The sequence below is a fragment of the Burkholderia sp. AU45388 genome, assembly GCF_030481585.1.
GTDB classification, from domain to species: Bacteria; Pseudomonadota; Gammaproteobacteria; order Burkholderiales; family Burkholderiaceae; genus Burkholderia; species Burkholderia sola.
Map to the genome: position 1 here is coordinate 176,640 of NZ_JAUJPV010000008.1, position 14,839 is coordinate 191,478.

Genomic DNA, 14,839 nt, shown 5'->3' on the forward strand with positions numbered 1-14,839 from the left:
TCATGAACGTGCTGGTCGAACTGGTCGCGTTTGCGGTGGCGATCGGGGTACTGGTCGTCGTGCATGAGTACGGACACTATCGCGTCGCGCGCTGGTGCGGCGTGAAGGTGCTGCGTTTCTCGATCGGCTTCGGCCAGCCCGTCGCACGCTGGGTCAGCCGCAAGACGGGCACCGAGTGGACGCTGTCCGCGCTACCGCTCGGCGGCTACGTGAAGATGCTCGACGAGCGCGATCCAGGCCCCGGCGGCATTCCGGCCGACGAGCTCGGCCAGGCATTCAACCGCCAGTCGGTCTACAAGCGCATCGCGATCGTCGCGGCCGGCCCGATTGCGAACTTCCTGCTGGCAATCGCACTGTTTTCCTTCGTATTCGCCACTGGCGTGACCGAGCCGGCCGCGATCGTCGCGTCGCCGGCCGCCGGCACGGCGGCGGCCCGGGCGGGTTTCGACGGCAGCGAGACGGTGGTGTCGATCCGAAACGCGCAGGGCGGCGAGTCCGAGCCGGTGCGGTCGTGGTCGGACCTGCGCTGGAAGCTGCTGGCGGCCGCGTTCGACCATCGCGAGGTCGTGCTCGGCGCGCGCGACGGCAATGCGACGTTCGATTTCCGCGTCGATCTCCGCAACGTCCCCGACAGCCAGCTCGACGACGACTTCATGGCCCATCTGGGCTTCGAGGCCGGCGGCGGCACGTTGTCGGTCGCGTCGGTGCAGCCGGGCAGCGCGGCGGAGCAGGCCGGCCTGAAGGTCGGCGACAAGCTGGTCGCGCTCGACGGCAAGCCGATCGGCGGCGCGTCGCGCTTCATCGACGCGGTGAAGCACCATGCGGGCCAGCCGCTCGAGTTGCGGATCGAGCGCAGCGGCGCCGCGCAGACGGTGCCGATCGTGCCGCAGAGGCAGCGCGACGACGAATCGGGGCAGCAGGTCGGCCGGATCGGCGCGGCGCTGTCGATGCACGCGCCGTCGGTGGACGTGCGCTACGGGCCGATCGAGAGCCTGCGGCTCGGCGCGCACCGCACGTGGGACATTTCCGTGTATTCGCTGAAGATGTTCGGGCGGATGATCACGGGCAACGCGTCGCTGAAGAACCTGTCCGGCCCGGTGACGATCGCCGACTACGCAGGCAAGAGCGCGCGGCTCGGTCCGTCGGCGTTCCTGTCGTTCCTCGCCCTTGTCAGCATTAGCCTTGGCGTCCTGAACTTGTTGCCGATTCCCGTTTTGGACGGGGGGCATCTGTTATATTATGCGGTTGAAGCCGCGACCGGGAAAGCCGTCTCGGAGCGCTGGCAGCTGATTCTGCAAAGAGCCGGGTTGATCTGCATCGTCGCGTTGTCGGCGATCGCGCTGTTCAACGATCTGGCTCGGTTAATCCATTTCTGAAGCGTCAGGCGGCGGCCGCTGGTCAGCCGCCTGATTTGATGCAGCTAAATATTGGGGATGCATGTTGTTCAAACCTCATCGCTTTGTACCTAAGACAGTTGCAGCGGCCGCGCTCGCCGCGCACGGCCTCGCGGCGCATGCAGCGGCACCGTTCGTGGTGCAAGACATCAAGATCGAGGGGCTGCAGCGCGTCGAAGCGGGTTCGGTGTTCGCCTATCTGCCGATCAAGCAGGGCGATACCTTCACGGACGACAAGGCATCCGAAGCAATCCGCGCGTTGTACGCGACGGGCTTTTTCAACGACGTGCGCATCGCCACGCAGGGCAACGTCGTCATCGTGCAGGTGCAGGAGCGTCCGGCCATCGCGTCGATCGACTTCACCGGCACGAAGGAATTCGACAAGGACAACCTGACGAAGGCGCTGCGCGCGGTCGGCTTGGCCGATGGCCGCTACTACGACAAGGCGCTCGTCGACAAGGCGGAGCAGGAGCTCAAGCGCCAGTACCTGACGCGCGGCTTCTATGCGGCCGAGGTCAAGACGACGATCACGCCGGTCGACGCGAACCGCGTGTCGATCCTGTTCGCGGTGGCCGAAGGCCCGAGCGCGAAGATCCGCCAGATCAACTTCATCGGCAACAAGGCGTTCAGCACCAGCACGCTGCGCGACGAGATGCAGCTGTCGACGCCGAACTGGTTCTCCTGGTACACGAAGAACGACCTGTACTCGAAGGAAAAGCTCACGGGCGACCTCGAGGCCGTGCGCTCGTACTACCTGAACCGCGGCTACCTCGAGTTCAATATCGAGTCGACCCAGGTGTCGATCTCGCCGGACAAGAAGGACATGTACCTGACGGTCACGCTGCACGAAGGCGAACCGTACACGGTGTCGGGCATCAAGCTGTCGGGCAACCTGCTCGATCGCGAGGCCGAGCTCAACAAGCTGATCAAGATCAAGCCGGGCGACCGCTTCTCGGCGGAAAAGCTGCAGCAGACCACCAAGTCGATCGTCGACAAGCTCGGCGAATACGGCTACGCATTCGCGACCGTCAACGCGCAGCCGGACATCGACCAGGCGAACCACAAGGTTAACCTGAACCTCGTCGTCGATCCGAGCCGCCGCGTGTACGTGCGCCGCATCAACGTGGTCGGCAACACGCGCACGCGCGACGAAGTGGTGCGCCGCGAAATGCGCCAGCTCGAAAGCTCGTGGTTCGACTCGAACCGCCTCGCGCTGTCGAAGGACCGCGTGAACCGCCTCGGCTACTTCACCAACGTCGACGTGACGACGGTGCCGGTGGAAGGCACGAACGACCAGGTCGACGTGAACGTGAAGGTCGACGAAAAGCCGACCGGCGCGATCACGCTGGGCGCAGGCTTCTCGTCGACGGACAAGGTCGTGCTGTCGGCCGGCGTGTCGCAGGACAACGTGTTCGGTTCGGGCACGAGCCTGTCGGTGAACGTCAACACCGCGAAGAGCTACCGCACGCTGACCGTCACGCAGGTCGACCCGTACTTCACGGTCGACGGCATCAAGCGGATCACGGACGTGTTCTACCGCACGTACCAGCCGCTCTACTATTCGACGAGCTCGAGCTTCCGGATCATCAGCGCGGGCGGCAACCTGAAGTTCGGCATTCCGTTCTCGGAAGTCGACACCGTCTACTTCGGCGCGGGCTTCGAGCAGAACCGCCTCGACGTCGATTCGAACACGCCGCAGAGCTACCAGGACTACGTGAACGAGTTCGGCCGCGTGTCGAACACGGTGCCGCTGACGGTCGCATGGTCGCGCGACGCGCGTGACAGCGCGCTGATTCCGAGCCGCGGCTACTTCACGCAGGCGAACATGGAGTACGGCGTGCCAGTCGGCAAGATCCAGTACTACAAGGCCGACCTGCAGGCGCAGTACTACTATTCGTTCTCGCGCGGCTTCATCCTGGGCCTGAACCTGCAAGGCGGCTACGGTAACGGTATCGGCAACCCGTATCCGATCTTCAAGAACTACTACGCGGGCGGTATCGGCTCCGTGCGGGGCTACGAGCCGAGCTCGCTGGGCCCGCGCGACACGAAGACGAACGACCCGATCGGCGGTTCGAAGATGGTCGTCGGCAACATCGAGCTGACGTTCCCGCTGCCGGGCACGGGCTACGACCGCACGCTGCGCGTGTTCACGTTCCTCGACGGCGGTAACGTGTGGGGCAACGCGCCGGGCGGCACGAGTACGGGCGCGAACGGCCTGCGCTACGGCTACGGCGTGGGCCTCGCGTGGATCTCGCCGATCGGCCCGCTGAAGCTGAGCCTCGGCTTCCCGCTGCAGAAGCACGAAGGCGACCAGTACCAGAAATTCCAGTTCCAGATCGGGACGGCGTTCTGACCGAACGCATGACAACAGCAACGAGAGGGTAATTTTGCTAACCGGTAAGTTTTCGAAACGAGTGATGTGCGCGCTAACCGTTGCGCTGGCCTTGGGCGCGGCAACGGTGCACGCACAGGACGTCGCCCGCATCGCGGCGGTCAATTCGGATCGGATCCTGCGCGAGTCGGCACCCGCGAAGGCGGCGCAGACGAAGCTCGAAGCCGAGTTCGCGAAGCGTGACAAGGATCTGCAGGACCTGGCGGCACGCCTGAAGTCGATGTCCGATTCGCTGGACAAGAACGGCACGTCGCTGTCGGCGGCCGATCGCGCGCAAAAGCAGCGCGATCTCGCGCAGCTCGACACCGACTTCCAGCGCAAGCAGCGCGAGTTCCGCGAAGACCTGAACCAGCGTCGCAACGAAGAGCTGGCAGCCGTGCTCGAAAAGGCGAACAAGGTCATCAAGCAGATCGCCGAGCAGCAGAATTACGACCTGATCGTGCAGGAAGCCGTGTACGTCAGCCCGCGCATCGACATCACCGACAAGGTGCTCAAGGCGCTCGCGTCCGGCTCGACGAACTGAACGGAGCAGACGACGAATGGCATTGACGCTTGAGGCACTCGTAACGCGGTTCGGCGGCGAGATCGCCGGCGATGCACAGTGCACGGTCGGCGGCCTCGCGCCGCTCGACCAGGCAGGCCCTCAGCAACTCGCGTTTCTCGCGAACCCGAAGTACCTGTCGCAGGTCGAGACGACCCGCGCCGGCGCGGTGCTGATCGCGCCGAAGGATCTGGAAAAGCTGGGCGCGGCCGCGAAAGGTCGCAATTTCATCGTGACGCCGAATCCGTACGCGTACTTCGCGCGCGTCGCGCAGATGTTCATCGATCTCGCCACGCCGCCGCGCGCGGCCGGCGTGCATCCGAGCGCGACGATCGATCCGGCCGCGCAGGTCGCCGCGACCGCGGTGATCGGCCCGCACGTGACGATCGAGGCCGGCGCGGTGATCGAAGACGGCGTGCAGCTCGACGCGAACGTATTCATCGGCCGCGGCACGACGATCGGCGCCGGCTCGCATTTCTATCCGAACGCATCGGTGTACCACGGCTGCAAGATCGGCCCGCGCGCGATCGTCCATTCGGGCGCCGTGATCGGCTCCGACGGCTTCGGTTTCGCACCGGATTTCGTCGGCGACGGCGACGCGCGCACCGGCAGCTGGGTCAAGATCCCGCAGGTCGGCGGCGTGACGATCGGCCCGGACGTCGAAATCGGCGCGAACACGACGATCGACCGCGGCGCGATGGCGGATACCGTCATCGAGGAGTGCGTGAAGATCGACAACCAGGTGCAGATCGGTCACAACTGCCGGATCGGCGCGTACACGGTGATCGCCGGCAGCGCCGGCATCGCGGGCAGCACGACGATCGGCCGCCATTGCATGATCGGCGGCGCGGCAGGGATCGCCGGCCACGTGACGCTCGGCGACTATGTGATCATCACCGCGAAGTCGGGCGTATCGAAGTCGCTGCCGAAGGCCGGCATCTATACCAGCGCGTTCCCGGCCGTCGACCACGGCGAATGGAACAAGAGCGCCGCGCTCGTGCGCAATCTCGACAAGCTGCGCGAGCGCATCAAGGCGCTCGAAGCCGCGCTCGCCGCCCAGGGCGGCGCGGGCGCCTGAGCCCATCATGCGAGACCACGAACCGGGCACGGCCAGCGCAACCGGCCCGGTTTGCCAGACTGGGCCGCGCGGCGGCCCGCTTCAGCCTTTGCATCACCACCGCGCAGCCTCTGCGTGAGACGAACCATCATGAGCACTGAAAAAATCAATCTCGACATCCACAAGATCCTCACGCTGCTGCCGCATCGCTACCCGATTCTGCTCGTCGACCGCGTGCTCGAACTCGAACCGCACAAAGGGATCAAAGCGCTGAAGAACGTGTCGATCAACGAGCCGTTTTTCCAGGGGCACTTCCCGAAGCGGCCGGTGATGCCGGGCGTGCTGATTCTCGAGGCGCTCGCGCAGGCCGCCGCGCTGTTGACGTTCGCGGAAGAGCAGCCGAAGGATCCGGAGAACACGCTGTATTACTTCGTCGGGATCGACGGCGCGCGCTTCAAGCGTGTGGTCGAACCGGGCGACCAGCTGATCCTGAACGTGACGTTCGAGCGCTACATCCGCGGCATCTGGAAGTTCAAGGCGGTGGCGGAAGTGGACGGCAAGGTGGTGGCGGAAGCCGAGCTGATGTGCACGGTCAAGACGGCCGACGCGGCGCCCTGAGCGACGCGGCACGCATGGGTAACATCACGCGAACAACGCGACACATCATATCGAGAGGCAACGGCGCATGACCAGGATTCATCCTACCGCGATCGTCGAGCCGGGCGCGCAGATCGACGAATCGGTCGAGATCGGCCCGTACGCGATCGTCGGCCCGCACGTCACGATCGGCGCGCGCACGACGATCGGCTCGCACAGCGTGATCGAAGGCCATACGACGCTCGGCGAGGACAATCGCATCGGCCATTACGCATCGGTCGGCGGCCGTCCGCAGGACATGAAGTACAAGGACGAGCCGACGAAGCTCGTGATCGGCAACCGCAACACGATCCGCGAATTCACGACGATCCACACGGGCACCGTGCAGGACGTCGGCGTGACGACGCTCGGCGACGACAACTGGATCATGGCCTACGTGCACATCGGCCACGACTGCCGCGTCGGCAACAACGTGATCCTGTCGAGCAACGCGCAGATGGCCGGCCACGTCGAGATCGGCGATTTCGCGATCGTCGGCGGCATGTCGGGCGTGCACCAGTTCGTGCGCATCGGCGCGCATTCGATGCTGGGCGGCGCGTCGGCGCTCGTGCAGGACATCCCGCCGTTCGTGATCGCTGCCGGCAACAAGGCCGAGCCGCACGGGATCAACGTCGAAGGGCTGCGCCGGCGCGGCTTCTCGCCCGACGCGATCTCCGCGCTGCGCAGCGCGTACCGCCTGCTGTACAAGAACGGCCTGTCGCTGGAGGAAGCGAAGGTGCAGTTGCGCGAGCTCGCGGAAGCGGGCGGCGACGGCGACGCACCGGTGAAGGCGCTCGTCGAGTTCATCGACGCGTCGCAACGCGGCATCATCCGCTAAGCGATGCCGCTCACCACCCATCAGCTCCGGCTCGCGATGGTGGCCGGCGAGCCGTCGGGCGACCTGCTCGCGGCGTCGCTGCTCGGCGGGCTGCGCGAGCGGCTGCCCGAAGCGGCCCAGTATTACGGGATCGGCGGGCCGCGCATGATCGCGCAGGGCTTCGACTCGCACTGGCAGATGGACAAGCTGACCGTGCGCGGCTATGTCGAGGCGCTGGGCCAGATTCCCGAGATCCTGCGGATTCGCGGCGAACTGAAGCGCCAGCTGCTCGCCGAGCGGCCGGACGCGTTCATCGGCGTCGACGCGCCCGATTTCAACTTCAGCGTCGAACAGGCGGCGCGCGACGCGGGCATCCCGTCGATCCACTTCGTGTGCCCGTCGATCTGGGCATGGCGCGGCGGCCGGATCAAGAAGATCGCGAAATCCGTCGATCACATGCTGTGCCTGTTCCCGTTCGAGCCGGCGATCCTCGACAAGGCCGGCGTCGCATCGACGTACGTCGGTCATCCGCTGGCCGACGACATTCCGCTCGAACCCGACACGCATGGCGCGCGCATCGCACTGGGCCTGCCGGCCGACGGCCCCGTGATCGCGGTGCTGCCGGGCAGCCGGCGCTCGGAGATCGCGCTGATCGGCCCGACGTTCTTCGCGGCGATGGCGCTGATGCAGCAACGCGAACCCGGCGTGCGGTTCGTGATGCCGGCCGCGACGCCCGCGCTGCGCGAACTGCTGCAGCCGCTCGTCGATGCCCATCCGCAACTCGCGTTGACGATCACCGACGGCCGTTCGCAGGTCGCGATGACGGCCGCCGACGCGATCCTCGTGAAGAGCGGCACCGTCACGCTGGAAGCCGCGCTGCTGAAGAAGCCGATGGTGATCTCGTACAAGGTGCCCTGGCTGACCGGGCAGATCATGCGCCGGCAGGGCTACCTGCCGTACGTCGGCCTGCCGAACATCCTGGCGGGGCGCTTCGTCGTGCCCGAGCTGCTGCAGCATTTCGCGACGCCCGAGGCGCTCGCCGATGCGACGCTCACGCAGCTGCGCGACGACGCGAACCGCCGCACGCTGACCGAAGTGTTTACCGAAATGCATCTCTCGCTGCGGCAGAACACGGCCGCGAAGGCGGCCGAGGCCGTCGTGCGCGTGCTCGAACAACGCAAGGGGCGCGCATGACCGCAGTTCGTGCACCGCGCCGCCGCGCGCCGGGCGACGTGCAGGGCGGTTTCGACTTCAGCCGCCCGGACGAGATCGTCTGCGGCGTCGACGAGGCCGGCCGTGGCCCGCTTGCGGGGCCGGTCGTGGCCGCGGCGGTGATCCTCGATCCGGCGCAGCCGATCGACGGGCTCGACGATTCGAAAGTGCTGTCCGCGAAGAAGCGCGACATGCTGTACGAGCTGATCGTCGCGCGTTCGCACGCGTATTGCGTCGCGTCGGCGAGCGTCGACGAGATCGATACGCTGAACATCCTGCACGCGACGATGCTCGCGATGAAGCGGGCCGTCGAAGGCCTGTCGGTGCTGCCGACGCTCGCGCAGATCGACGGCAACCGCTGCCCGACGCTGAGCGTGCGCGCCGAGGCGATCGTCAGCGGCGACGCGCTCGTGCCGAGCATTTCCGCCGCGTCGATCCTCGCGAAGGTCACGCGCGACCGGATGCTGGTCGACCTGCACGAACGCTTCCCGGTGTACGGTTTCAACGTACATGCGGGCTACGGCACCGCGAAACACCTTGCCGCATTGCGCGAACACGGCCCGTGCGAAGCGCACCGGCGCTCGTTCGCGCCGGTTCGTGCGGCGCTTGACCTGATTCGATGAAAAGCATCACTTCCCGCGACAACCCGCTGTACAAGCGCCTGAAGGCGCTCGCGGGTTCGACGCCCCATCAGCGCCGCAGCGGCCAGGCGCTGCTCGAAGGTTTCCATCTCGCGAGCGCGTACCTCGAGACGGGCGCGACGCCCGAGCTGTGCGTGACGACCGAAGGCGCGCTCGGCCACGCGGAAGCGCAGGCGATCGTCGCGCGGATCGACGCACAGCGGATCGTCACGCTGCCGGACGCGTTGTTCGGGCAGTTGTCGAACGTCGTCAGCGGCGTCGGCTTCCTGCTGCTGGTCGACCGGCCGGCGCAACCGCTGCCGGAGCGCGTGACGCATACGTCGGTCGTGCTCGACGGCGTGCAGGATGCCGGCAACGTCGGCTCGATCCTGCGCAGCGCGGCGGCGGCCGGCGTGCGTCACGTATTCTGCGCGCCGGGGACGGCCTACGCGTGGTCGTCGAAGGTGCTGCGTTCGGGCATGGGCGCGCATTTCCTGTTGTCGATCCATGAGGACGTCGAAGCGGCGGCGCTGGCCGAACGCCTCGACGTACCGGTCGCGCTGACCGACTCGCACGGCGCGCAGGCGCTCTACGACTGCGACCTGTCGCAGCCCGTCGCGTGGGTGTTCGGCAACGAAGGCGCCGGCGTGTCGGCATTCTGGCGCGATGCGGCCACGCATCGGGTGACGATTCCGCAGCCGGGCGGGATGGAGTCGCTGAACGTGGCGGCCGCCGCCGCGGTGTGCCTGTTCGAACAGGTGCGTCAGCAGCGGCCGGCGTGACGCCGCACGCGCGCATGCGCCGCAAAAACGAGAAAAGGCCGCGTTCGACGCGGCCTTTTTTGCTTGGGGCGGCGGCCAGACGGTCGCGCTGGCGCGCCGACGCTCAGTACGACTGCCGGTCGAGGCGGATTTCCTGCAGGATCGTCGTCGCGATTTCCTCGATCGACTTGTGCGTCGACGACAGCCACTTGATCCCTTCGCGGCGCATCATCGCCTCGGCCTCGTTGATCTCGTAGCGGCAGTTCTCCGGCGCCGCGTACTTGCTGCCCGGCCGGCGCTCGTTGCGGATCTCCGACAGGCGCTGCGGGTCGATCGAGAGCCCAAACAGCTTGTCGCTGTACGGCGACAGCGCCGACGGCAGCTTGCCGCGTTCGAAGTCTTCCGGAATCAGCGGATAGTTGGCCGCCTTCACGCCGTACTGCATCGCGAGGTACAGGCTCGTCGGCGTCTTGCCGCTGCGCGACACGCCGACGAGGATCACGTCGGCCTCCGACAGGTTGCGGTTCGACTGGCCGTCGTCGTGCGCGAGCGAGAAGTTGATCGCCTCGATCCGCGTCTTGTATTCCTCGGTGTCCGCATTCTGATGGCCGCGGCCCATCGCATGGCTCGATTTGAGCTCCAGTTCCTGCTCGAGCGGTTCGACGAAGCGCTGGAACATGTCGAGCACGAGCGCGTTCGAGCGCTTGACGATGTCGTTCGACTCGCTGTCGACGAGCGTCGTGAACACGATCGCACGGCGGCCGTCGTGCACGGCGGCTTCGTTGATCTTCTCGACGGTCGCATAGGCCTTGTCGAGCGAGTCGACGAACGGCACGCGCACGAGGCGGAATTTCTGGTCGAACTGGGAGAGGATCGAATGCGCGAAGGTTTCGGCAGTGATCCCGGTGCCGTCGGAGACGATGAATACGGTAGGCAGCATGAATCTGGACATCGAGCGTGAAGGGCAGTTGCGCGGGCGGCTGGAGGCGAGCCTCCAGACCCAGTGACAAGGTCGCGCCACATCCGGCAGCCGGCACGGTAGAATAGCGGCAACCTGTTGGATAAGCAATTGCGGGGGCAGGGCGCGAACGGCGCCCGCCGGCTGGGCCGCGCGATTCCAGAATTCCCGGCAAGTCTGGCGATTTGTCTGCAAATATCGCCCTTCTGCCGGGATTTTTGTAAATCGGGTCGGAAGATTTTCGCCGCTGCGAATGTTTATCTAACAGGTTGCGCAAGACGCGCCGCGCCTTTTTGCAAGCGCCCGCCTCCAAGCCCACTTGCGCGATCGAGCATTTTTTTCACACTTAGGGGCTTGTATGACTAACGCAGCAAACGTCGCAAAGGACCAGGCGTATGTAATTCCGTTCGAGCAGTTGCGGATGACCGATGTGGAGATCGTGGGCGGCAAGAATGCGTCGCTCGGCGAGATGATCAGCCAGCTTTCCGAAGCAGGCGTGCGCGTGCCCACCGGTTTCGCCACGACCGCGCTCGCATTCCGCGATTTCCTCAAGCACAACGACCTCACCGATCGCATCGCCAAGCGTCTCGAGTCCCTCGACATCGACGACGTGAAGGCGCTCGCCGAAGCCGGTGCCGAAATCCGCAAGTGGATCGTCGACGCACCGCTGCAGCCGCGCCTCGAGCAGGAAATCCGTGCGCAGTTCGAAGTGCTGAAGAACGGCTCGCCGAGTGAACTGTCGTTCGCCGTGCGCTCGTCCGCGACCGCGGAAGACCTGCCCGACGCATCGTTCGCCGGCCAGCAGGAGTCGTATCTGAACGTCGTCGGCATCGACGACGTGCTCGACCGCATGAAGCACGTGTTCGCGTCGCTGTACAACGACCGCGCGATCTCGTACCGCGTGCACAAGGGCTTCACGCACGCGGAAGTCGCGCTGTCGGCCGGTGTGCAGCGCATGGTCCGCTCGGACGTCGGCGCCGCCGGCGTGATGTTCACGATCGATACCGAATCGGGCTTCAAGGACGCCGTGTTCATCACGTCGAGCTACGGCCTGGGCGAAACCGTCGTGCAGGGCGCGGTGAACCCGGACGAGTTCTACGTGTTCAAGACGACGCTCGCGCAGGACAAGTACCCGATCATCCGCCGCTCGATCGGCTCGAAGCTGATCAAGATGGAATTCACGCAGCCGGGCGAGCCGGGCCGCGTGAAGACGGTCGACGTGCCGCACGAGCAGCGCAACCGCTACTCGATCACCGATGAAGACGTGATCGAGCTGGCGAAGTACGCGGTCATCATCGAGAAGCACTACCAGCGTCCGATGGACATCGAGTGGGGCAAGGACGGCCGCGACGGCAAGATCTTCATCCTGCAGGCGCGTCCGGAAACGGTGAAGAGCCAGGCGAGCGGCAAGGCCGAGCAGCGCTTCAAGCTGAAGGGGCAGTCGCAGGTGCTCGCGACGGGGCGTGCGATCGGCCAGAAGATCGGCGCCGGCCCCGTGCGCGTGATCCAGGATCCGTCGGAAATGGAACGCGTGCAGCCGGGCGACGTGCTGGTGGCCGACATGACCGACCCGAACTGGGAGCCGGTGATGAAGCGTGCGGCGGCGATCGTCACGAACCGGGGCGGGCGCACCTGCCACGCGGCGATCATCGCGCGTGAGCTGGGCGTGCCGGCCGTCGTGGGCTGCGGCGATGCAACGGACGTGCTGAAGGACGGCGCGCTCGTCACCGTGTCGTGCGCGGAAGGCGACGAAGGCAAGATCTACGACGGCCTGCTCGAGACGGAAGTCACGGAAGTGCAGCGCGGCGAACTGCCGGAAATCCCGGTCAAGATCATGATGAACGTCGGCAACCCGCAGCTCGCGTTCGACTTCTCGCAACTGCCGAACGGCGGCGTGGGTCTCGCGCGTCTCGAGTTCATCATCAACAACAACATCGGCGTTCACCCGAAGGCGATTCTCGAGTACCCGAACATCGACCAGGACCTGAAGAAGGCGGTCGAGAGCGTCGCGCGCGGTCACGCGTCGCCGCGTCAGTTCTACGTCGACAAGCTGACGGAAGGCGTCGCGACGATCGCGGCGGCGTTCTATCCGAAGCCCGTGATCGTGCGTCTGTCCGACTTCAAGTCGAACGAGTACAAGAAGCTGATCGGCGGTTCGCGTTACGAGCCGGACGAGGAAAACCCGATGCTGGGCTTCCGTGGCGCATCGCGCTACATCGCCGAGGACTTCGCGCAGGCGTTCGAGATGGAATGCCGGGCACTGAAGCGCGTGCGTGACGAGATGGGCCTGACCAACGTCGAGATCATGGTGCCGTTCGTGCGGACCGTGAAGCAGGCGGAGCGCGTCGTCGGCCTGCTCGAGAAGTTCGGCCTGAAGCGCGGCGAAAACGGCCTGCGCCTCGTGATGATGTGCGAAGTCCCGACCAACGCGATCCTCGCCGAAGAGTTCCTGGAACACTTCGACGGTTTCTCGATCGGCTCGAACGACCTCACGCAGCTCACGCTCGGCCTCGACCGCGATTCGGGCATGGAACTGCTGGCCGTCGACTTCGACGAGCGCGACCCGGCCGTCAAGTTCCTGCTCAAGCGTGCGATCGATACCTGCCGCAAGATGGGCAAGTACGTCGGTATCTGCGGCCAGGGCCCGTCCGATCACCCGGACTTCGCGCAATGGCTGACGGACGAAGGCATCGTGTCGATCTCGCTGAACCCCGACACGATCATCGATACGTGGCAGGCGCTCGCCAACCGCAAGTAACGGTCGGTCATGCAGCTTCGGCGAAAGCGCGGTCCGCCGCGCTTTCGTTGAAGGCAAAATGCAAGGTTCGTGCTATAAACACCCCGGTAAGCACCGGGGTGTTTTTTTTCGTCGGTACGCGCGGCGATCTCCAGCGTGCCGACCGCTTCGCACAGTTGCGCACGCAGCGAATATAGTGAGCATCGGGGACGTTTTTCTGGAGACCACAATGATGTCGGGGCATCTGTTCTGGTGGGTCGGGGTGGGCATGCTGGTCGTCGCGGAGTTGCTGACGGGCACGTTCTATCTGCTGATGATCGCGCTCGGCTTTCTCGCGGGCGGGGTGTTGCAACTGGCCGGTTTCGCGCCGCACGTGCAGTTCGGCGCGGCGGCCGCGGTCGCGATCGTCGCGATGATCGTGCTGCGCCGTTCGGGGCTCGGCCGCAAGCAGAAGCGCGACACGTCGACGAATCCCGACGTCAATCTCGATATCGGCTCGACCGTCACGGTCGACGCGTGGCGTGACGGCCGCGCGCGCGTGCAGTATCGCGGGGCCGACTGGGACGTCGAGCTCGCGCACGGCGAGCGCGACGATGCGCACGTGTACCAGGTCAGCGCCGTGCGCGGCAATTGCCTCGTGGTCGTGGCGAAACCCGCGGGCTGATCGTCCGCTGATACAACAAGGAGAGAATATTTCATGGATTCGCTGATCATCTGGGTTGTCCTGCTCGTCATTGCGATCGTGATCGTGTCGAAGACGGTGAAGATCGTGCCGCAGCAGCATGCATGGGTGCTCGAGCGCTTCGGGCGCTACCACGCGACGCTGTCGCCCGGTCTCAATATCGTGCTGCCATTCGTCGATCGCATCGCATACCGGCACGTGCTGAAGGAAATTCCGCTCGACGTGCCGAGCCAGGTCTGTATCACGCGCGACAACACGCAATTGCAGGTCGACGGTGTGCTGTATTTCCAGGTGACCGATCCGATGAAGGCGTCCTACGGGTCGAGCAATTTCGTGCTGGCGATCACGCAGCTTGCGCAAACCACGCTGCGCTCGGTGGTCGGCAAGCTCGAACTCGACAAGACGTTCGAGGAACGCGATTTCATCAACCACAACATCGTGTCGGCACTCGATCAGGCGGCGGCGAACTGGGGCGTGAAAGTGCTGCGCTACGAGATCAAGGACCTGACGCCGCCGAAGGAGATCCTGCACGCGATGCAGGCGCAGATCACCGCCGAGCGCGAAAAGCGCGCGCTGATCGCCGCATCGGAAGGCCGCAAGCAGGAACAGATCAACCTCGCGTCGGGGGCGCGCGAAGCCGCGATCCAGAAGTCCGAAGGCGAGCGGCAGGCCGCGATCAACCAGGCGCAGGGCGAAGCCGCCGCGATTCTGGCGGTGGCCGAGGCGAACGCGCAGGCGATCCAGAAGATCGCGAGCGCGATCCAGTCGCAAGGCGGGATGGATGCAGTGAACCTGAAGGTCGCCGAGCAGTATGTCGGCGCGTTCGCGAATCTCGCGAAGCAGGGCAACACGCTGATCGTGCCGTCGAACCTGTCGGATCTCGGCACCGCGATCTCGTCGGCGCTGACGATCGTCAAGAACGCCGGGGCGGCGTCCGGCGCGAAGGGCTGAGCCCGATGTTCCGTCCGAGGCCCGTGCGGGCGCCCGGTGCGATCGTCGTGCGACGAATCGTCGCGCAGCCGGGCAAACGGC

General features: G+C 65.6%; 13 protein-coding genes. 12 read left to right on the forward strand and 1 reads right to left on the reverse strand.

The features are described from left to right. Positions 1 to 2: 2 nt before the first annotated feature. The 9 genes from rseP (at position 3) to QZM72_RS16430 (ending at position 9,451) form a co-directional block, all read left to right on the forward strand. Positions 3 to 1,376: an RIP metalloprotease RseP gene (rseP, locus tag QZM72_RS16390; RefSeq protein WP_089467727.1), complete on the forward strand. Its 1,374-nt coding sequence runs from the start codon at positions 3 to 5 to the stop codon at positions 1,374 to 1,376. A gap of 61 nt (positions 1,377 to 1,437) precedes the next feature. After that, on the forward strand, positions 1,438 to 3,747 hold the full coding sequence (gene bamA / locus QZM72_RS16395; RefSeq protein ID WP_301738650.1) for an outer membrane protein assembly factor BamA: 2,310 nt from the start codon (positions 1,438 to 1,440) through the stop codon (positions 3,745 to 3,747). A 64-nt stretch (positions 3,748 to 3,811) separates the two neighbouring features. Further along, positions 3,812 to 4,309, forward strand: coding sequence for an OmpH family outer membrane protein (locus QZM72_RS16400; protein ID WP_069256978.1), 498 nt, complete (start codon positions 3,812 to 3,814; stop codon positions 4,307 to 4,309). 16 nt (positions 4,310 to 4,325) lie between these two features. Continuing rightward, on the forward strand, positions 4,326 to 5,405 hold the full coding sequence (gene lpxD, locus QZM72_RS16405; protein WP_301738651.1) for a UDP-3-O-(3-hydroxymyristoyl)glucosamine N-acyltransferase: 1,080 nt from the start codon (positions 4,326 to 4,328) through the stop codon (positions 5,403 to 5,405). A gap of 129 nt (positions 5,406 to 5,534) precedes the next feature. Further along, complete coding sequence (gene fabZ / locus QZM72_RS16410) at positions 5,535 to 6,002, forward strand: 3-hydroxyacyl-ACP dehydratase FabZ (protein WP_301738652.1); 468 nt, start codon at positions 5,535 to 5,537, stop codon at positions 6,000 to 6,002. A gap of 67 nt (positions 6,003 to 6,069) precedes the next feature. Then, positions 6,070 to 6,858 carry an acyl-ACP--UDP-N-acetylglucosamine O-acyltransferase gene (gene lpxA / locus QZM72_RS16415; RefSeq protein ID WP_089467724.1) on the forward strand — a complete coding sequence of 263 codons (789 nt, stop codon included), beginning with the start codon at positions 6,070 to 6,072 and terminating at the stop codon, positions 6,856 to 6,858. A 3-nt stretch (positions 6,859 to 6,861) separates the two neighbouring features. Continuing rightward, the gene (lpxB, locus tag QZM72_RS16420; protein WP_089467723.1) at positions 6,862 to 8,031 is read left to right on the forward strand and encodes a lipid-A-disaccharide synthase; all 1,170 of its coding nucleotides are present in this window, start codon (positions 6,862 to 6,864) and stop codon (positions 8,029 to 8,031) included. Then, positions 8,028 to 8,672 (forward strand): ribonuclease HII, encoded by a 645-nt coding sequence (gene rnhB / locus QZM72_RS16425; protein ID WP_089467722.1) that lies wholly within the window; start codon positions 8,028 to 8,030, stop codon positions 8,670 to 8,672. Before lpxB ends, rnhB begins: the two co-directional genes overlap by 4 nt. Next, positions 8,669 to 9,451, forward strand: coding sequence for an RNA methyltransferase (locus QZM72_RS16430; RefSeq protein ID WP_089467721.1), 783 nt, complete (start codon positions 8,669 to 8,671; stop codon positions 9,449 to 9,451). Before rnhB ends, QZM72_RS16430 begins: the two co-directional genes overlap by 4 nt. A gap of 103 nt (positions 9,452 to 9,554) precedes the next feature. Here the strand turns inward: QZM72_RS16430 and QZM72_RS16435 are convergent, their stop codons facing one another. Further along, positions 9,555 to 10,370, reverse strand: coding sequence for a pyruvate, water dikinase regulatory protein (locus QZM72_RS16435; RefSeq protein WP_034207652.1), 816 nt, complete (start codon positions 10,368 to 10,370; stop codon positions 9,555 to 9,557). Between the two features lie 376 nt (positions 10,371 to 10,746). On the opposite strand from QZM72_RS16435, the gene ppsA reads away from it, so the two are divergent. From ppsA to QZM72_RS16450, 3 genes are all read left to right on the forward strand, one after another. Further along, positions 10,747 to 13,146: a phosphoenolpyruvate synthase gene (gene ppsA / locus QZM72_RS16440; RefSeq protein WP_089467720.1), complete on the forward strand. Its 2,400-nt coding sequence runs from the start codon at positions 10,747 to 10,749 to the stop codon at positions 13,144 to 13,146. 208 nt (positions 13,147 to 13,354) lie between these two features. Next, positions 13,355 to 13,789 carry an NfeD family protein gene (locus QZM72_RS16445; protein WP_301738653.1) on the forward strand — a complete coding sequence of 145 codons (435 nt, stop codon included), beginning with the start codon at positions 13,355 to 13,357 and terminating at the stop codon, positions 13,787 to 13,789. Positions 13,790 to 13,822: 33 nt separating this feature from the next. Then, entirely contained in the window at positions 13,823 to 14,758 is a 936-nt protein-coding gene (locus QZM72_RS16450) for an SPFH domain-containing protein (protein WP_050012889.1), read from the forward strand. Positions 14,759 to 14,839: the final 81 nt, after the last annotated feature.

Coding starts and splice junctions, on each gene's coding strand:
- rseP (WP_089467727.1), top strand. CDS start 3: ATGAACGTGCTGGTCGAACTGGTCGCGTTTGCGGTGGCGATCGGGGTA.
- bamA (WP_301738650.1), top strand. CDS start 1,438: ATGTTGTTCAAACCTCATCGCTTTGTACCTAAGACAGTTGCAGCGGCC.
- QZM72_RS16400 (WP_069256978.1), top strand. CDS start 3,812: ATGTGCGCGCTAACCGTTGCGCTGGCCTTGGGCGCGGCAACGGTGCAC.
- lpxD (WP_301738651.1), top strand. CDS start 4,326: ATGGCATTGACGCTTGAGGCACTCGTAACGCGGTTCGGCGGCGAGATC.
- fabZ (WP_301738652.1), top strand. CDS start 5,535: ATGAGCACTGAAAAAATCAATCTCGACATCCACAAGATCCTCACGCTG.
- lpxA (WP_089467724.1), top strand. CDS start 6,070: ATGACCAGGATTCATCCTACCGCGATCGTCGAGCCGGGCGCGCAGATC.
- lpxB (WP_089467723.1), top strand. CDS start 6,862: ATGCCGCTCACCACCCATCAGCTCCGGCTCGCGATGGTGGCCGGCGAG.
- rnhB (WP_089467722.1), top strand. CDS start 8,028: ATGACCGCAGTTCGTGCACCGCGCCGCCGCGCGCCGGGCGACGTGCAG.
- QZM72_RS16430 (WP_089467721.1), top strand. CDS start 8,669: ATGAAAAGCATCACTTCCCGCGACAACCCGCTGTACAAGCGCCTGAAG.
- QZM72_RS16435 (WP_034207652.1), bottom strand. CDS start 10,370: ATGCTGCCTACCGTATTCATCGTCTCCGACGGCACCGGGATCACTGCC.
- ppsA (WP_089467720.1), top strand. CDS start 10,747: ATGACTAACGCAGCAAACGTCGCAAAGGACCAGGCGTATGTAATTCCG.
- QZM72_RS16445 (WP_301738653.1), top strand. CDS start 13,355: ATGATGTCGGGGCATCTGTTCTGGTGGGTCGGGGTGGGCATGCTGGTC.
- QZM72_RS16450 (WP_050012889.1), top strand. CDS start 13,823: ATGGATTCGCTGATCATCTGGGTTGTCCTGCTCGTCATTGCGATCGTG.